Origin of the sequence: Curtobacterium sp. PhB25 (assembly GCF_004365375.1) — a bacterium.
Lineage (GTDB): Bacteria > Actinomycetota > Actinomycetes > Actinomycetales > Microbacteriaceae > Curtobacterium.
Genome location: NZ_SODR01000005.1, coordinates 242282 through 260784, shown reverse-complemented (window position 1 = coordinate 260784; position 18503 = coordinate 242282). Strand labels below are relative to the sequence as shown.

The 18503-nt window shown below is 71.3% G+C and carries 14 protein-coding genes, 1 tRNA gene and 1 other RNA gene; 3 read left to right on the top strand and 13 right to left on the bottom strand.

Features of this window, described 5'->3' with window-relative positions:
- Positions 1-21: 21 nt before the first annotated feature.
- The 11 genes from EDF51_RS11990 to ffs form a co-directional block, all read right to left on the bottom strand.
- A complete protein-coding gene (locus EDF51_RS11990; RefSeq protein WP_134195003.1) occupies positions 22-648 on the bottom strand; it encodes a thymidine kinase in 627 nt (208 codons plus the stop codon).
- A complete protein-coding gene (locus EDF51_RS11985; RefSeq protein ID WP_235035937.1) occupies positions 648-1349 on the bottom strand; it encodes a response regulator in 702 nt (233 codons plus the stop codon). The genes EDF51_RS11990 and EDF51_RS11985 overlap by 1 nt, the downstream gene beginning before the upstream one ends.
- Positions 1336-2565, bottom strand: coding sequence for a hypothetical protein (locus EDF51_RS11980; RefSeq protein WP_134195001.1), 1230 nt, complete (start codon positions 2563-2565; stop codon positions 1336-1338). Before EDF51_RS11980 ends, EDF51_RS11985 begins: the two co-directional genes overlap by 14 nt.
- On the bottom strand, positions 2562-3815 hold the full coding sequence (locus EDF51_RS11975; RefSeq protein ID WP_134194999.1) for an ATP-binding protein: 1254 nt from the start codon (positions 3813-3815) through the stop codon (positions 2562-2564). The genes EDF51_RS11980 and EDF51_RS11975 overlap by 4 nt, the downstream gene beginning before the upstream one ends.
- A 153-nt stretch (positions 3816-3968) precedes the next feature.
- Complete coding sequence (locus tag EDF51_RS11970; RefSeq protein WP_134194997.1) at positions 3969-5075, bottom strand: Rv2578c family radical SAM protein; 1107 nt, start codon at positions 5073-5075, stop codon at positions 3969-3971.
- 46 nt (positions 5076-5121) lie between these two features.
- Complete coding sequence (locus tag EDF51_RS11965) at positions 5122-6609, bottom strand: malate:quinone oxidoreductase (protein WP_134194995.1); 1488 nt, start codon at positions 6607-6609, stop codon at positions 5122-5124.
- A 115-nt stretch (positions 6610-6724) separates the two neighbouring features.
- The gene (locus EDF51_RS11960; protein WP_132100069.1) at positions 6725-7777 is read right to left on the bottom strand and encodes an aspartate-semialdehyde dehydrogenase; all 1053 of its coding nucleotides are present in this window, start codon (positions 7775-7777) and stop codon (positions 6725-6727) included.
- A gap of 32 nt (positions 7778-7809) precedes the next feature.
- Complete coding sequence (locus EDF51_RS11955) at positions 7810-9075, bottom strand: aspartate kinase (RefSeq protein WP_123292139.1); 1266 nt, start codon at positions 9073-9075, stop codon at positions 7810-7812.
- 116 nt (positions 9076-9191) lie between these two features.
- Positions 9192-9791 (bottom strand): recombination mediator RecR, encoded by a 600-nt coding sequence (gene recR / locus EDF51_RS11950; RefSeq protein WP_111084231.1) that lies wholly within the window; start codon positions 9789-9791, stop codon positions 9192-9194.
- Positions 9791-12607, bottom strand: coding sequence for a DNA polymerase III subunit gamma and tau (locus tag EDF51_RS11945; RefSeq protein WP_132100068.1), 2817 nt, complete (start codon positions 12605-12607; stop codon positions 9791-9793). The genes recR and EDF51_RS11945 overlap by 1 nt, the downstream gene beginning before the upstream one ends.
- A gap of 253 nt (positions 12608-12860) precedes the next feature.
- An RNA gene (gene ffs, locus EDF51_RS11940) (signal recognition particle sRNA small type) lies at positions 12861-12957 on the bottom strand.
- Between the two features lie 37 nt (positions 12958-12994).
- Here ffs and EDF51_RS11935 point away from each other — a divergent pair.
- Positions 12995-13669 (top strand): SDR family oxidoreductase, encoded by a 675-nt coding sequence (locus tag EDF51_RS11935; RefSeq protein ID WP_131845678.1) that lies wholly within the window; start codon positions 12995-12997, stop codon positions 13667-13669.
- 309 nt (positions 13670-13978) lie between these two features.
- Here EDF51_RS11935 and EDF51_RS11930 read toward each other — a convergent pair whose 3' ends face one another.
- Complete coding sequence (locus EDF51_RS11930) at positions 13979-15175, bottom strand: acetate kinase (protein ID WP_134194993.1); 1197 nt, start codon at positions 15173-15175, stop codon at positions 13979-13981.
- 66 nt (positions 15176-15241) lie between these two features.
- Positions 15242-17350: a phosphate acetyltransferase gene (gene pta, locus EDF51_RS11925; protein ID WP_134194991.1), complete on the bottom strand. Its 2109-nt coding sequence runs from the start codon at positions 17348-17350 to the stop codon at positions 15242-15244.
- Positions 17351-17471: 121 nt separating this feature from the next.
- Between pta and EDF51_RS11920 the strand changes: the two genes are divergently transcribed.
- Together EDF51_RS11920 and EDF51_RS11915 are read left to right on the top strand one after the other, a co-directional pair.
- Positions 17472-17559, top strand: a tRNA-Ser gene (locus EDF51_RS11920).
- A 292-nt stretch (positions 17560-17851) separates the two neighbouring features.
- Entirely contained in the window at positions 17852-18496 is a 645-nt protein-coding gene (locus tag EDF51_RS11915; protein WP_134194989.1) for a hypothetical protein, read from the top strand.
- Positions 18497-18503: the final 7 nt, after the last annotated feature.

The window sequence follows — 18503 nt, the reverse complement described above, 5'->3', positions numbered from 1 at the left end:
ATGATCTGCCGGCAGAGCGGGTCAGGCGCCGTCGAGCCGGCCGCCGGACTCTGTCAGGTAGCAGTTGGCGCAGAGCGACTCGTAGGCGACGTCGACACCGTCGATGGCGACCTGCGAGCCGTCGAAGACGAACCGGCCGTCGACGGTGCGGGCGTTGAAGACGGCCTTGCGACCGCACCGGCAGATCGTCTTGAGCTCTTCGAGCGAGTGCGCGACCTCGAGCAGGCGGGCGCTGCCCGGGAACGCCTCGGTGCGGAAGTCGGTGCGGATGCCGTAGGTGATCACCGGGATCTCGTCGAGGACCGCGATGCGCAGCAGGTCGTCGACCTGGCGCGGGGTGAGGAACTGCGCCTCGTCGACCAACACGCAGCTGACCGCGCGGCCCATGCCGTCGAGGCGGTCGGACTCGGGGTCGACGGCGCCGGCCGCGGCGACCGCGGACCGGACGTCGGCGTCGGGGGCGAAGACCAGGTCGACGGTGCGGGTCACGCCGAGGCGGGACACGATCTCACGGTCGCCCTTGGTGTCCACCGCGGGCTTCGCGAGCAGGACCCGGTGGCCGCGCTCCTCGTAGTTGTAGGCAGCCTGCAGGAGCCCCGTGCTCTTGCCGCTGTTCATCGCGCCGTAGCGGAAGTAGAGCTTCGCCACTACGCGAGGAACCCGTCCTCGGCGGCCCGCCGGATCAGGTCGGACTTCTTCGAGGCGGGACGGCCGACCTTGCTGTACTTCTCGCGGACCCGGCGCAGGTAGGTCTTCGCGGTCTCGTACTGCACGTTCATCTGCGCGGCGACTTCGTTCGTCGAGTAGCCGGACACGTACAGCCGGAGCGCTTCTTCCTCGCCGTGGCTGAGCTTCGGACGCTGGTGCGCAGCCGCTCCGGTGGGCAGCGGACGCCACTCCCGCGGCTGCGGGGTCTCGCGTGCGACACCCATGATCTCGCGGGCGACGTCCATGACCTCGCGCATCGGCAGGGACTTCGACAGGAACGCCGCGGCGCCTGCTGCCAGGGCACGGTCGCGGGACTCGCGGCTGTCGACGCTGGAGAGCACGATCACCTTCGCACCGGCGGCACGGCAGGTGCGGACACGGGCCTCGATCGAGACGGGTTCCTTGAGCTGGAAGTCGAGGAACACCAGGTCGGTCGGGAAGCTGTCGCTGTGGACCATCTCGAGCCAGGTGTGCGCGGTCAGGGCCAGGTCGAAGTCGAACGCGTTCACCGCGATCCAGCTCGACAGGCTGTCCAGCAGCACCTCGTGGTCGTCGAGGATGGCCAACCGCACACGTCGTGCCCCCGGGTTCGGGAGGGACGGGGACCCCTCCGAGAGCCTGTTCGGGTCAGTGCTGGTCATAGGAGAACCTTAGTGCGAGGGCGGACGGACGAACCGCGACGTCGAGGTCGGGGAACGTCACACGGAGGACGGCGAAGTAGGGGTCGAAGGTGCGGTGGATCCCGATGTCGGAGTCGGCCACGGCGAGGTCGAGTTCGAGCAGGACGCGGGCGTCGCGGGCGGGGTCGGTGCGGGCCTGGTCGGTGCGGGCCGGGTCGGTGCGCGCTGCATCGCCGCGTGTGGCCGCGTCGTCCTGCCCGTCCGCGCGTCGGAGCGTTGCCCGGAACCCGGCCGGGTCGACGGTCGAGGCACGGAAGGCGGCCCGCAGGAACGTCCGCACCACGGAGCGCTGGTCGGCGTCGAGCATCGCGGCGAGCCCGTCCGGGTCGTCGACGACCGGGGCCTCCCCGCCCTCGACCCGCACGGCCTGCTCGAACCAGGTGCGGTCCGCGTCGGCGACCATCGCCCGGCGGATGCCGTCGGCGATCAGTCGTGCCCGCTCGCGGTCGGCATCGGTGATGACCTCGCGCGTGCGCAGCTCGGCGAAGAACGGTGCGACGTCGCGGGCGAGGATCGTCGACCGGTCCTGCTGCACGCTCGCCGCGATGCCGTCCCGCTCCGCACGCTCCACCGAGTAGGAACCAGCCCGGATCTGCACCCGCTCGGCCAGACCCGCGAACGTCCACGCGAAGACGGCCGACGCAGCGGTCAGCACCAGGGTCGGTGCCGCCGCCAGGAAGGCCGCGACGGCGACGGGGATCTCGTGCGGGAACGTCGCTGCACCGACGCCCCAGGTCGCGGCGTTGACGACGGCGAGCAGGGCGCCGCCGATGGTCAGGTCCGTCCAGGGCCGGTACGGCGCGACCATCACGATGCCGGTCGCCGTGATGAGCGACATGAAGTCGTTCAGCGCGCTGCGGTCGGGTCCCCACTGCGCGGCGACGCTCGTCACCGACGCCAGGCCGAGCAGCCCGACGTGCGCAATGAAGGCCCACCGCGGGAACGGTGCTCGGAACGGACTCGAGGCGGTGAACACGACCGCTGCCGACGCCGCGACCAGGATGACGGTGAGTGCGCTGAGGGTGGGGCTCCCCACGACGTCACGGTCGAACACGGACACCAGGAGCGCCCAGACGATGCTGGCGGCGCCGAGCCCGATCGCGAGCGGGCGCGACCCCATCGCGCCGAGCGGGTCGTACTGCTGCGCGGTCCGACGGGCCTCGGTCGTGGCGCTCACCGGTCGGCTCCCTGCACGCCGCCGACCTCGTCGGGGACCACGGTGCCGGCGTGGTCGGTGGCCACGGCGTCCGTCGTGGCGGTGACCGGTCCGAACGGCACCGTCATCATCACGCTCGTGCCCGAACCGGGCGACGACCAGATCTGGACGTCGCCGCCCACCCGACCGATGCGGTCGCGGACCGAGCCACGCAGGCCCATCCGGTCGGAGCCAGTGGAGTCCTCGTCGAAACCGCGACCGTCGTCGACCACCATCACGGTGCACGACGCACCGTCGTCGAAGACGCTGACCTCGGCCGCGTCTACACCGGCGTGCTTGCGGACGTTGGCCAGACACTGCCCCACGGCGCGGACGAGCGCGGTGACGGCCCGCTGGTCGAGCCGGTCGAGGGCGGACGGATCACCGGACACCGTGACATCGAGACCGGCCGCACGGTGCTCGTCGACCATGACGGCGAACGCGTCGACGGCTGCACCCGGTCGCTGCCGGGCGGCCGGAGCCAGCCACCCCTTGCCGGTCAGGACGGCGACGTCGGCCTCGACGGTCCGTGCCAGGTGCGGGTCCATCGGCCCGTCGGGCGCCAGGGCGATCGCGTTGAGGTGGTTCAGGACGGTGTCGTGCAGGATCGCAGCCGCCTCGGCCTCGACCCCGGCACGGTACGCGGAGACGTGCTCCTCACGCGCCGAGCGCAGCAGCTCCGGCTGCACCCGCTCCGACCGACCGGTGCTCCGGCTCGTGAACAGCACCAGGACGACCACGAAGCCGAGCGTCACCCAGGCGAGCACGAGCGGACGCGGTGGGCCGTCGGCCTGGACGACCGCGATCCACGTCGCCGCCCGTCCGGTCAGGAACCCGAGGAAGGACCACAGCACGACGCGGCTCGGCACCGCGCCGGCCCCGCCGACCAGGATGAGCGGGATGACCGCCAACGACAGCAGGTACGAGGTGACCCAGCCCAACGGGACCTGTTGCTGCACGACCATCGCGAACCACCACGCACAGACGCCGCCGACGACCAGGAACGCGACCGCGGAGCGCCAGGTGCCGAACTGCACGTGCACGCCGATCATGCCGAGCATCGGGACGAGCGCCAGGACCGCACTGATCACCTGCACGTCGGGCTCGGACAGCCGGTACAGCAACAGCGCGATCGCCGCCGCCACCAACGATCCGATCGCACCGGCGTGGAAGGCCCGCACCGTCGACCACGCGTTCACTCGCGGAGCGAGGTGCGTGGGGATGCCGAGCACGAGATGGGTCCTTCCGGGTGGCGGGAATGCCGCCCACGATCAAACACCTCGGTGCTGACCGTGTACCCCGAAACAGCGTCCGTTCGGCGACCCGGTCGATGATACCGGCCCCCACGACGCACCGATGTCCCCCGAACGCGCAACCTTCGTTGCTCAGAACAACGTCTGTGTCGCGACCGGTCGGAGCAGACGGCGGTCGAAGCCCGGATCCGCGCGCTTGAGCGGCGACGTCGTGGGGATCGACTGTTCCTGCGGCACCGTCGAGGGGTCCGAGAAGCCCATCGACCCCGTCGCCGGGTCCACGCGCCCGAGGCCGACGCCGTGCGCCGCCAGGATCGGTCGGATGCGCTCCGACAGCCAGCGGCGGTAGTCCTTCGGCGCGAAGGTGTTGTCGAGGTACATCGCCCGGTAGCGCGCCACCAGGTCGGGCCGTTCGCGTCCGAGCCACTCGAACCACCACGGCTTCACGCCCGGCCGCAGGTGCAGCGCGGAGTACATGACGGTCGTGGCACCGGCCGCCGCCGCCCGACCGACGGCGTCGTCGAGGTGTGCACGGGTGTCGGTGATGTACGGCAGCACGGGCATGAGGAACACCGCGCAGTCGAGCCCGGCGTCGCGGATCGCCCGCACGGTGGCGAGCCGCGCAGCCGTCGTGGGCGTGCCGGGCTCCACCGACTGCTGCAGGTCGTCGTCGTACACGGCGATCGACATCGCGAGGTCGACCGGCACCACCTTCGCCGCCTCGGCCAGGAGCGGCAGGTCGCGCCGGAGCAGCGTGCCCTTCGTCAGGATGCTGAACGGTGTGCGGCTGTCCGCCAACGCCTGGATCACCCCGGGCATCAGTCGGTACCGACCCTCGGCACGCTGGTACGGGTCGGTGTTCGTGCCGAGCGCGATCGGGTGACGGTCCCACGTGGGCTTGCCGAGCTCACGCCGCAGGACGTCGGCCACGTTCGTCTTCACGACGATCTGCTGGTCGAAGTCGGCTCCGCCGTCGAACTCGAGGTAGGTGTGCGTCGGCCGCGCGAAGCAGTACACGCACGCGTGACTGCACCCCCGGTACGGGTTGATGGTCCAGCCGTAGGTGCCGGAACCGTCGGCGCTCGGCACCCGGTTCAGCGCACTCTTCGCCAGCACCTCGTGGAACGTGACACCCGCGAACTCGGGCGTCGTCACACTCCGGACGAACCCGCTGTTCGACTCCATGCCCGGCAGTGCGTCGCTCTGCTCGGCATCGATCGCCTGTCCACTCCACCGCATGGCGCCATTCGAACACATGTTCGAACAGGCCGCAAGCCGGAGCTGGTCAGTGGTGCAGGCCGAGCACCTTCGCCGTGCGCTCGAGGGTGGCGTCGGCCAGGGCGGCGTCGTCACCGAGGTCCTGCCCGTAGGTCGGGACCATCTCGTGGACCGCGTCCTGCCAGCCGTCCCACCGGTCGGGGAAGCACTTCCGGAGCAGGCCGAGCATGATCGGCACGGCGGTCGACGCCCCCGGCGACGCCCCGAGGAGCCCGGCGATCGAACCGTCGGCGGCCGTGATGACCTCGGTGCCGAACTGCAGCACCCCGCCCTTGTCCTTGTCCGGCTTGATGACCTGCACCCGCTGGCCCGCGATGATCTTGTGCCAGTTCTCGGGCTCGGCGCTCGGCATGAAGTCGCGCAGCGCGTCGAACTTCGTCTGCTTCGAGGCGAGCAGCTGGCCGATCAGGTAGCGCACCAGGTCGAAGTTCGAGAACGCGACGCTCAGCATCGGGCGCAGGTTGTGCGGTCGGATCGACTTGAACAGGTCGAGCATCGACCCCTGCTTCAGGAACTTCGGGCTGAACCCGGCGTACGGCCCGAACATCAGCGACGCGTTGCCGTCGACGATGCGGGTGTCCAGGTGCGGCACCGACATCGGCGGCGCCCCCACGCTGGCCTTGCCGTAGACCTTGGCGGCGTGCTTCTGCACGACCTCGGGGTCGTCGGTGCGCAGGAACTCGCCGGAGACCGGGAAGCCGCCGTACCCGCGGATCTCCGGGATGCCGGACTTCTGCAGCAACTGCAGGGCCCCACCACCGGCACCGACGAAGACGAACTTCGCGGCGATCTTCTGCGTCGACCGACCGACCTCGTTCAGGACGTCGAGCGCCCAGCCGTCGAAGTCCTTGCCCCGCGAGATGTTCTTGACCTGGTGGTTCGGTTCGAACTCGAGCCCGTCGAGCTCGAGCTGGTCGAACAGCTGCCGGGTGAGCGACCCGAAGTCGACGTCGGAGCCCGCCGCCGAGTAGGTCGTCGCGATCGGCTGGTCCTTCTTGCGGCCGGGGATGAGTGCGGGCGCCCACTTGCGGATCTGAGCGGGGTCGTCGGAGAACTCGATCCCGGCGAACAGCGGGTGTCCCCGCATCGCCTCGTACCGCTTGCGCATGTACTCGACGTTGTCCGCACCCCAGACGAAGGAGATGTGCGGGGTCGGGTTGATGAAGTTGGACGGGTCGGGCAGCGTACCGATCTCGACCAGGTGCGACCAGAACTGCCGCGAGACCTGGAACTGCTCGTTGACCGTGACGGCCTTCGCGATCTCGACGCGACCGTCGGCGAGCTCGGGCGTGTAGTTCAGCTCGCAGAGCGCGGAGTGCCCGGTGCCGGCGTTGTTCCACGGGTTCGAGGACTCCTGCGCGACGGCGCCGAGACGCTCGTACACGCGGATCTTCCACGAAGGCTCGAGCCGGTGGATGATCGCGCCGAGGGTGGCGCTCATGATGCCTCCCCCGACGAGGACGACATCGATCGGGTCCACCTGCTTCACTGCCACCCGTCGATCCTACCGGCGTCGACCGACAGGCCGGTCAGCCGCGCGCGGTGAACGAGTCGCGGCGCGCGGCCGTGCCGCTCCGCGGCGACTCTGCCGCTCCGCGGCGACGGTGCGGCTACGCGGCGACGGTACGACGCGCGACGATCGCCTCGGCGATCTGCACCGCGTTGAGCGCTGCACCCTTCCGCAGGTTGTCGTTGCTGACGAACAGTGCGAGCCCACGCCCCTCGGGCGCGGACTGGTCGGCACGGATGCGCCCGACGAACGCGGGGTCCTGACCGGCGGCCTGCAGCGGCGTCGGCACGTCCGACAGCTCCACGCCCGGTGCGCTCGACAGGATCTCGGTCGCACGCTCGGGCGACAGTGGACTCTCGAACTCGGCGTGCACCGAGATGGAGTGGCCGGTGAAGACCGGCACACGCACGCACGTGCCGGCGACGAGCAGGTCGGGGAGCTCGAGGATCTTGCGGCTCTCGTTGCGGAGCTTCTTCTCTTCGTCGGTCTCCCCCAGGCCGTCCTCGACGATGCTGCCGGCGAGCGGCACGACGTCGAAGGCGATCGGGCGGACGTACTTGACCGGCTCGGGGAACGTCACCGCGGAACCGTCGTGGGTGAGCGCTGCGGTGTCCTGCTCGAGGGCGGCACGCGCCTGGCCGAGGAGTTCCTCGACGCCGGCGAGCCCGGAGCCGGAGACGGCCTGGTAGGTCGTGGCGACCAGACGGCGGAGCCCGGCCTCGGTGTCCAACACCTTGAGTACCGGCATGATCGCCATGGTGGTGCAGTTGGGGTTCGCGATGATCCCCTTGGGGGCCTGGTCGATCGCGTGCGGGTTGACCTCGCTCACGACGAGCGGGACCTCGGGGTCCATGCGCCAGGCGCTCGAGTTGTCGACGACGAGCGCCCCGGCTGCGGCGAACTTCGGCGCGAGGGCCCGCGAGGCGGTGGCACCGGCCGAGAACAGGGCGATGTCGATGCCCGACGGGTCGGCCAGCTCGGAGTCCTCGACCACGATCTGCTCGCCGCGGAACGGCAGGGTCGTGCCGGCGGACCGGGCGCTCGCGAAGAACCGGACCTGGTCGGCCGGGAACGCGCGCTCTTCGAGCAGACGACGCATCACGGCGCCGACCTGTCCGGTGGCGCCGACGACGGCGACGGTGAGGGTGCTCATGCGGTGCTCCTGGTTCAGCGGGTCAGCGTGGGTCAGCGGCCGGTGCCGGCGTGGACGACGGCTTCGGCCTCGGCGTCGAGGTCGAACGCGTTGTGCACGACCCGCATCGCCTCGTTGAGGGTGTCGGCACGGGTGACGACCGAGATGCGGATCTCCGAGGTGGAGATCATCTCGATGTTGATCGACGCGTCGTGCAGCGCGCGGAAGAGCTTCGCCGAGACGCCGGCGTTCGTGCGCATGCCGGCACCGACCAGGGCGAGCTTGCCGATCTGGTCGTCGTACTGGATGCTCTCGTAGCCGATGTCGGACTTCGCGACCTCGAGCGCCGTGAGCACGGTCTGGCCCTGGTCCTTCGGCAGGGTGAACGAGATGTCCGTCCGCCCGGTCGACGCCGCCGACACGTTCTGGACGATCATGTCGATGTTCGCCCCGGCGCGTGCGACGTTGGTGAAGATCTCGGCGGCCTTGCCCGGCTGGTCCGGGACGCCCACGACGGTGATCTTCCCCTCGGAGAGGTCTCCGGCGATCCCGGTGATGATCGGTTCTTCCACGGTTTCCCCCTCGGCAGGGTTGTAGACGATGGTGCCCTCGGTGTTGTTGAACGAGGACCGGACGTGCAGGGTGACGCCGTGCCGGCGGGCGTACTCGACGGCACGGATGTAGAGGACCTTGGCGCCGGACGCCGCGAGCTCGAGCATCTCCTCGCTCGTGATGCGGTCGACCTTGCGGGCCTTCGGCACGACACGAGGGTCGGCGGTGAAGATGCCGTCGACGTCGGTGTAGATCTCGCAGACGTCGGCGTCGAGCGCGGCGGCGAGGGCGACGGCCGTCGTGTCCGAGCCGCCCCGGCCGAGCGTGGTGATCTCGCCCGTCGTGCGGTTGAACCCCTGGAACCCCGCGACGATCGCGACGTGGCCGGAGTCGAGCGCCTCGCGCACGCGCTTCGGGGTGACGTCGACGATGCGCGCCTTGCCGTGCTGCGCGTCGGTGAGCATGCCCGCCTGGCTGCCGGTGTACGACGAGGCTTCGACCCCGAGGCTCTTGATCGCCATCGCGAGCAGCGCCATCGAGATGCGCTCCCCCGCGGTCAGGAGCATGTCGAGTTCACGGCCGGCGGGGATCGGGGTGACCGAGTGCGCCAGGTCGACGAGCTCGTCGGTGGTGTCGCCCATCGCCGAGACCGCCACGACGACGTCGTTGCCGGCCTTCTTCGTCTCGACGATCCGCTTCGCCACGCGCTTGATGCTCTCGGCGTCCGCGACGGAGGATCCACCGAACTTCTGCACGATCAAGGCCACTGGCTGGTACTCCCGGAGACGGCGACACCGCGAGGTCACGCGGTCTCACAATGGTAGTCGGTGTTTCGAGGATGTTGCGTGCGAGCCGCCCCAGACGCAACGATCCTGCGTGGGGCTCAGCCGCCGACGACGCGACGGCCCTCGAACGCACGGCCGAGCGTGACCTCGTCGGCGTACTCGAGGTCGCCGCCGACCGGCAGGCCCGAGGCCAGCCGGGTCGTCCGGATGCCCATCGGGACGAGCAGCCGGCTCAGGTAGGTCGCCGTCGCCTCGCCCTCGAGGTTGGGGTCGGTCGCGATGATGACCTCTTCGACCGTGCCGTCGGCCAGGCGCGTCATGAGCTGCTGGATCCGCAGGTCGTCCGGGCCGATGCCGTCGATCGGGCTGATCGCGCCACCGAGCACGTGGTAGAGCCCGCGGAACTCACGGGTGCGTTCGATCGCCGCGACGTCCTTCGCCTCTTCCACCACGCAGATCGTGGCCGGCGACCGGCGCGGGTCGCGGCAGATGCTGCACTGGACGTTCTCGGTGACGTTGCCGCAGATCTCGCAGAAGCGCACGCGCTCCTTGACGTCCGCCAGCAGCTCGGACAGCCGCGACGGGTCGAACGACTCGGTCTGCAGGATGTGGAACGCGATGCGTTGCGCCGACTTCGGGCCGATGCCCGGCAGGCGACCGAACTCGTCGATGAGGTCCTGGACGATCCCGTCGTACATCAGGCACCATCCTGGTGGAGAGCGGTCTCCTCGATGAACTGGGCATTGAGGATCTCACGCACGACGGCCTCGCCGTAGCGACCGGCGACCGGCGCACGACGCGCCGGTGGTGCGGTCCGCGGCGCGGCCGGCGGGGCGGTCTGCGCGCGCGGGGCGGTCTGCGCGCGCGGGGCGGTCGGCGCCTGCGCGGGCGCTGCAGCGGATCGGCCGTGACCGGGGTCCGGGAACGGCGCGCCGTCGTCGTACGGTTCGTCGTCCAGCGGGTAGTCGTCGACGGGCACGCCCGGTACGACGGGTCCTCCGGGAGGCGCGGCGACCGTCGACGACGCCGCCTGCGGTCCGACGTCGGTCGGCTCCACCCCCTGCGGTGCGGTGGCACCGGCGGGTTGCGCTGGCGCCTCGGACCGGGGCTGCTGCGGGTCGACGGACTCCGCCGGGGCGACGGGCGCGGCGGCCGGAGCGGTGCCGAAGGGGGCCGCCCAGCCGGGTTCGACGGACTCGGGCACGGCGTCGGCGGTGGGGTCGCTCGCGGGGATCGTCGCGACCGCCCAGTCGGTGACGGGTGCGCCGGACGGTGCGGGCGCCTGCGCCGGGGCGGGTGCCTGCGCCGGGGCGGGTGCCGACGCAGCAGCGGGAGCCGACGCCGACGCCGGAGCGGGTGCCTGCGCCGGACGGGGCTCCGGCTCGGTGGCGGCGGGACCGGACTCCGGCGTGGACGCCGCGGGTTCGGGTGCCGCCGTCGTGTCGGGCGCTGCGGAGGCGGCGGCCTCAGCAGGGGCGGCCGGACCGTCCCCGGTGGCTGCAGCGGCCTCGGAGGCCGGGGCCGGGGCCGACGTCGGAGCGGGCGCGGCGGACTGCGGCGCCGACGACGTCTGCGGCTGCGGCTGCGACTGCGGCTGCGCCTGCTCAGCGGGCTGGCTCGCCGGCGCCGGACGGCCGGCCGGGGCGGACGGCTGCTGCGTGGGGACCGGGGTGCGCTGTTGACCAGGCCCCCCGGGACCGCGGGCGACGAACTTCACGCGGAGCCCGATGACGTCCATGATCGCGGCGCGGAGCAGTTCGCTCACACTGGCCGAGGGGTCGGACATCTCCTTGAACGAGGCGACGTCCTGCTGGCTCGGGAAGGTCAGGGTCAGCACGTCGTCGCGCAGCGCGGTCACCTGTGCGGTGACGACCACCGACCACGCCGACCGCTTGGCGTGCTGCACGTGCTCGACGATCTGCGGCCAGGCGTCGCGCATCTGCTGGAAGCCCACGGCGCCGACGGTCCGGACCGCCGGCTCGTCACCGATCGTCGTGCCCTGGCCCGTGGACGAAGCACTGACTTGTTCGGTGGTCGGAGCAGCGGGCTCGGGAGCGCTCGGGACGGCTGCAGCCCAGGAGGCTGCGGCGTCACGTGCCGCACTTCCGGCGTCGGACTGAGCCGCCGCAGCCGCGTTCGCCGACGCCGCGGCGGGCTCCTGCTGCGCCGCTGGGGCCTGCTGGACGGCCGGGGCCTGCTGGGCGGCGGGGATCTGCTGCGCTGCGGGCTCCTGCCGACGCGGTGCCGCAGCCGACGACGGGGCCGGTGCGGGCGCCGTGCTGGTGGCGGCCGGCTGGGTGGACCCCGGCGCCGCGACTGCGCCGGACGGTGCCTGGTGTCCGCCGGCGTCCCCGACACCGACGCGGCGCTCGAGCCGCTCGACCCGGGCGAGGGCACCGCGCTGGGTGTCGTCGGCCTCGGGCACGAGCATGCGCGCCGTCATGAGCTCGAGGTGCAGCCGGGGCGAGGTCGCTCCGGTCATGTCGGTCAGCGCCTTGTTCGCGATGTCCGCGCCACGGGACAGCCCGGTGGCACCGAAGACACCGGCCTGCCGGGTCATGGTGTCGAGCTCGTCCGGCGAGACACCGCGCAGGACCGCTGCGGCGCTCTCGTTCGTCGCCGCGACGACGATCAGGTCGCGCAAGCGCTCGAGCAGGTCCTCGACGAACCGACGCGGGTCCTGACCGGTCTGAACGACCCGGTCGATCGCAGCGAAGGCGGAGGCCGGGTCGGCCACGGCGAGGGCGTCCACGACGTCGTCGAGCAGCGCGGCGTCGGTGTAGCCGAGCAGGGCGACCGCGCGTTCGTAGGCGATCGCGCCGTCTTCGCTGCCGGCGATGAGCTGGTCGAGCAGGGACAGGGTGTCGCGGACGGAACCGCCGCCGGCGCGCACGACCAGGGGCAGGACGCCGGGTGCGACCGTCACGGACTCCTGCGTGCAGAGCTGCTCGATGTACTCGAGCATGACGGCGGGCGGCACGAGCCGGAACGGGTAGTGGTGGGTGCGCGACCGGATGGTGCCGATGACCTTCTCCGGCTCGGTCGTCGCGAAGATGAACTTGACGTGCTCCGGCGGTTCTTCGACCAGCTTGAGCAGCGCGTTGAACCCCTGCGGGGTGACCATGTGCGCTTCGTCGAGGATGAAGATCTTGTAGCGGTCGCGCGCGGGGGCGAACACGGCGCGGTCACGGAGGTCTCGCGCGTCGTCGACACCGTTGTGGCTCGCGGCGTCGATCTCGATGACGTCGAGCGAGCCGCTGCCGTCACGGGCGAGCTCGACACAGCTCGGGCAGACGCCGCACGGAGTGTCGGTCGGCCCCTCGGCACAGTTGAGGCACCGCGCCAGGATGCGGGCCGAGGTCGTCTTGCCGCAGCCGCGCGGGCCACTGAACAGGTAGGCGTGGTTGACGCGGTTGGTGCGGAGCGCCGTGCGGAGCGGGTCGGTGACCTGCGACTGCCCGATGAGCTCGGCGAAGTTCTCGGGCCGGTAACGGCGATACAGGGCGGTGACCACGCGACCAGGGTAGCCGGGACGACCGACACCCGCGTGCCCCTCCACAGGTCCACGGGCACTGGACCGGACCGCCTGCGCGGGCTGGGCCGAGCGCACGGACGGCACCGCGCCTCCCGGCCGACACGGGGTCGGACAGGAGGCGCGGTGCGGGACGCTGCTCGGGCTCAGCCGCGGCTCCCCCTGCGGAGACAGAAAAGACTCCTCACGCACCCGCGCCGGAGACGGACACAGCCCCGGCTCCCCCCGCGGAGACAGAAAAGACTCCCCACGCACCCGCCAGAGCCCGGCTACCCTTGCTGCGTTTCCGCCCTGGGGGAGTTCACCTGGATGGCGTCACGTGAGGAGCCGCCGACAACTCTACCGGATGCGACCGGGCAGGATTGACACATGAAGATCGCCATCGCCGGAGGACACGGCCAGATCGCACTGCTCCTCGCCCGCCAGATCACCGACGCCGGACACGACGCCGTCGCGATCGTCCGCAACCCTGCACACGTCGCCGACGTGGAGCAGCAGGGTGCCACGGCGATCGTCGCGGACCTCGAACAGCTCGGCGACGACGACCTGGCACTGCGCCTCCGCGGGGTCGACGCTGTGGTGTTCGCCGCCGGCGCCGGGCCGAACAGCGGTGCGGAGCGCAAGCTCACCGTCGACCGGGACGGCGCGATCCTGCTCGCGGACGCCGCGGAGCGCGCGGGCATCGACCGCTACGTGATGGTGTCGGCGATGGCGGCGGACACCTACGACCCGGAGGCCGCGGTGGTCCCCGCGAAGGACGACGCCGCCGTGTTCCAGGTCTACCTCCGGGCGAAGGCCGAGGCCGACGCGAACCTGCGCGCCCGACGGCTGCGGTGGACGATCGTGCGTCCGGGAGGCCTGCTCGACACGCCGCCGCAAGGAACGGTCGACGTCGGGCGCACCGTCCCACGCGGCTCGATCCCCCGTGCCGACGTCGCCACGGTCGTGCTGCACGCGCTGCTCGACGACTCGGCCGTCGGGGTCCAGTTCGAGGTCACGAGCGGGAACACGCCGATCCCCGCGGCCCTCGACGCCCTGTCCTGAGGCGCGCGCGCCGTCCGCACCGTGCGAGCTTGCACGCTCCGTGCCGCGCCACAAGCGCGCACCCAGCCACCAACCCCGCACCAGCCCACGCAGGCCACACCGTGCGGTGACCGCGACCCAGCGCCGGACGGGAGGCACGGCGCCAGCCCGCCCCGCGCCTCCCGTCCGCACCGTGCGCACCTCGACACCCCGTGCGAACTTGCACGCTCCGTGCCGCGCTACAAGCGCGCACCCAGCCACCAACCCCGCACCAGCCCACGCAGGCCGCACCGTGCTGGCACCAGGCCGCGCAGCGCACCGCGCAGCGCGTCAGAGCGCGACCGCAGCCGACTGTCGGGCGATCTCCAGTTCCTCGTTCGTCGGGATCACGAGCACCGCGACACGTGACGTGTCCGTGGAGATGACCCGGGCCTCCCGGGATCCCAGCTCGTTGCGGTCCGCGTCGATCTCGATGCCCAGGTGCTCGAGCCCGGCGAGCACGCGCCGGCGCAGCAGCGCGTTGTTCTCGCCGACGCCGGCGGTGAAGACCAACGCGTCGAGCCCGCCGAGCTGCGCCGTGTAGGCGCCGACGTAGCGACGGATGCGGTGGCGGTACACGGCGAGCGCCGCTTCGGCGACCTCGTCGCCGTTGAGGGCGGCGTCCTGGACGTCGCGCATGTCGCCGTTGCCGGTCAGGCCGAGCAGCCCGGACTGCTTGTTGAGCATGGTGTCGAGCTCGTCGAAGGACAGCCCGGCCTCGCGGTGCAGGTGCAGCAGGACGGCGGGGTCGAGGTCGCCGGAGCGGGTGCCCATGACGAGGCCCTCGAGTGGCGTAAGGCCCATCGATGTCTCGATCGACTTCCCACCGTCGATCGCTGCGGCCGAGGCACCGTTGCCCAGGTGCAGCACGATGGTCTTCAGCTCGGACAGCGGGCGGTCGAGGAAGACCGCGGCCTGCTCGGAGACGTACTTGTGGCTCGTGCCGTGCATGCCGTAGCGGCGGATGGAGTACTTCGACGCCAGGTCGGCCGGGATCGCGTAGGTGTAGGCGTGCGGCGGCATGGTCTGGTGGAACGCGGTGTCGAACACGGCGACGTGCGGCACGTCGGAGAACACCTGCTTCGCGGCCCGGATCCCCTCGAGGTTCGCCGGGTTGTGCAGCGGCGCGAGGCTGTTGAGCGCCTCGATCTGTCGTTCGACGTCGTCCGTCACCACGGTCGCGCGGTCGAAGGTGGTGCCGCCGTGCACGACGCGGTGGCCGACGACGGCCGGCGGGTGTTCCTCGAACGACGGACCGACCTTGGCGAACGCATCGATCATTGCCTGGAACCCGGCGGCGTGGTCCGGCACGGACGCTGCGTCGTTCGACGACGACTCCCCCGTCAGCGCGTTGGTGTGCTTCCACGCGCCGGCCGACTCGCCGATGCGTTCCACGAGCCCGGAGGCGAGCGTGCGCTCCCCCTCGAGTTCGATGAGCTGGTACTTGAACGAACTCGATCCGGAGTTCACGACGAGGGCTGCGGTCACGGGTGGTGTCGCTTTCTGCTCATGGCCTGGTCGGCCGGACGGGAGGCGCGGTGTGCGTCGCGCAGGTCAGGCCGCGTCGGACGCGGTGCCGGCCTGGATCGCGGTGATCGCGACGGTGTTCACGATGTCGCTGACGAGGGCGCCGCGGGAGAGGTCGTTGATCGGCTTGCGCAGTCCCTGCAGGACGGGCCCGATGGCGACCGCACCGGCGGAGCGCTGCACGGCCTTGTAGGTGTTGTTGCCCGTGTTGAGGTCCGGGAAGATGAAGACGGTCGCCTTGCCGGCCACCGGAGAGTCCGGCATCTTCGTGCTCGCGACCGTCGGGTCGGCAGCGGCGTCGTACTGGATCGGGCCCTCGACGAGCAGGTCAGGGCGGCGTTCGCGCACGAAGGCGGTACCGGCGCGGACCTTGTCGACGTCGGCGCCGGTGCCGCTGTCGCCGGTCGAGTAACTGAGCATCGCGACGCGGGGGTCGATGCCGAACTGGGTCGCCGTCTCGGCCGACGAGATCGCGATGTCGGCGAGCTGCTCGCTCGTCGGGTCCGGGATCACCGCGCAGTCGCCGTAGACCAGGACCCGGTCGGCGAGCGCCATCAGGAACACGCTCGACACGATCGAGGTGTCCGGACGGGTCTTGATGATCTCGAAGGACGGCCGGATGGTGTGCGCGGTGGTGTGCTTCGCACCGGAGACCATGCCGTCGGCGAGTCCGAGCTGCACCATCATCGTGCCGAAGTACGAGACGTCGGTGACGGTGTCGCGCGCGAGCTCGATCGACATGCCCTTGTGCGCCCTGAGGCGGGTGTACTCCTCGGCGAAGCGTTCGCGGAGCTCGGGGTCGAACGGCGACACGAGCTGGGCGGCGTCGAGGTCGAGTCCGAGCTCGGTCGCGCGGGTGCGGATCGCGGCGGGGTCGCCGAGGATCGTCAGCTCGCAGACCTGGCGGGCGAGCAGCGTCGACGCCGCGCGGAGGATGCGGTCGTCCTCGCCCTCGGGCAGCACGATGTGCTTGCCGTAGCCCCGTGCCCGGTCGAGCAGGCCGTGCTCGAACATGAGCGGCGTGACGACGCCGGACGGCGTGAGCTGCAGGCGGTCGCGCAGGGACTCGGCGTCGACGTGCTGCTCGAACAGGGAGAGCGCGAGGTCGGCCTTGCGGGGCGAGTCCGCCGCCAGGCGCCCGCGGGTCTGCGTGATGCGGAGGGCGGTGTCGTACGTGCCCAGGTCGTTCTGCGCGATCGGCAGCGAGCTCGACAGGCCCTCGAGCAGCCGGGAGATCTGCGGTGCGGTCTCGAACCCGCCGTTCAGGATCACGCCGGCCAGGCTCGGGAACGTGTCCGATTGGTTCGCCAGCAGGGTCGCGATGAGGACGTCGCTGCGGTCGCCCGGGACCACGACGATGCCGCCCTCGATCAGGCGGGGCAGGACGTTCTCCATGCTCATGCCGGCGACGACGGTACCGAGCGCCTCGCGGTCGAGCAGGGCGTCGTCCCCGCGCACCAGGGTCGCGTCGGTCGCCTGCAGCAGCGCACGGACGGTCGGGGCGACGAGGACGCGGTCCTCCGGGATCGCCCACACGGGCACGTCCGGGTGGTCGTCGTGCACGGCCCGCTCGACACTCGCCACGATCGCGGCGAGGGCCTCTGGGTCGGCGCGGTTCACGACGACACCGAACAGCTGCGCGTGTGCCGCTCGCAGCTCGCTCGTCGTGACGTCCGCGACCTGCGCCATCCCCTCGGGCGTGCGGGCACCGCGCTCGGCTGCGTCACGACCACCGAGGACGAGGAGTACCGGGGCACCGAGGTTCGCGGCGACCTTCGCGTTGAACGACAGCTCGGTTGGGCTGCCGACGTCGGTGTAGTCGGACCCGAGCACGACCACCGCGTCGCACTGCCGCTCCACCTGGGCGAAGCGGTTCACGATGGTGCCGAGCGCTGCGTCCGGATCCGCGTGGACGTCGTCGTAGGTGACCCCCACGGCGTCGTCGTACGAGATCCCGACCGCGGTGTGCTGCAGCAGCAGTTCGAGCACGTAGTCGGGTTCGGCGACCGAGCGGGCGACGGGGCGGAACACGCCGACGCGGCCGACGGAGCGCGCGAGGGTCTCGAGGACACCGAGGGCGACGGTGCTCTTGCCCGTGTGCCCTTCTGCTGACGTGATGTAGATGCGGGTCGACACGCGCCCCAGGGTAGTCGCCGGACATGTCACGACAACTGGGAGCACGGGCCTCGACGACACACGGTCGTGAGCACCCCCGGGAACCTGTACCATTGGGTGTCGCCGTCGCGAGACAGCACAAGGAGAATTCGCCTAGTGGCCTATGGCGCACGCTTGGAAAGCGTGTTGGGTGCAAGCCCTCGGGGGTTCGAATCCCCCATTCTCCGCCAGCAAGGCCCCGCACCGAGTGCGGGGCCTTCGTCGTTCCGGGCGGCGCGCGTCGTGATCGCGCCGGCTGGTCCCCCACGCGGCGGACCCACCTGTCCCCTGTTCGCCAAGGACTGGCCGTCAAACGCCGATCCGGGGTGGAACGGGCTGTCCCCGGTCCCCGTCGTGCACCTATGCTTGCCGGAGCGGACGACTCCGGGACGAGTCGACCGCGGTGCATCGAGCGGCAGGGGCGTCGCTCGCAGGGCGGCCGATTCGGCGTGCCCGGGAGACCCGAGGGTTCAGGAGACGCGCATGGGGGACATGACGGTGCCAGCGACGCCGCACCTGCGTGCCACCGTGTACGACGTCGTCCTCCGCCCCCGCCGGTCCCTGGTCCGTTCGACTGCGCTGAGCATCGTGTTCTCGGCCGTGCCGCTCGCCGTCGCCCTGGTCTGGGTGTCGTTCCCGTTCCGGACGTGGGCGATGGTCGCGACCGTGGTCGTCGCGCTGGCGGTCCTCGTGGGCGTCGTGTTCGTCCGACTGAGCACGGCGTACATCGGCATCGACCCTGACGGCCTGACGATCCGGGGCGTGGTCACCGCGCACCGTCGGATCCCCCGCAACCGCGTGCACAGTCTGGTGCTCGCCACCACCTACGGCAGCTCGGTCGACCGCACCATGCGCGAACTCGTGGCGTTCGACGCGACGGGTGCGCACCTGTTCCGCATCCGTGCCGACGTGTGGGGCGACGACGGGCTCGCCCAGGTCGTCGACGCCCTGGGCGTCCAGGTGACGGAAGAGGCACGTCCGGTCTCGGCCCGGGTCTTCGCGAAGCGCTACCCCTCGAGCCGCGCCTGGTACGAACAGCGGCCGGCCTACCTGCTCGTCGGGGGCGTGGCAGCACTCGTCGTCCTGGGTCTGCTCGTCGTCGAGTTCACCGGCCTGCTCGGTCGCTGACGCTCGG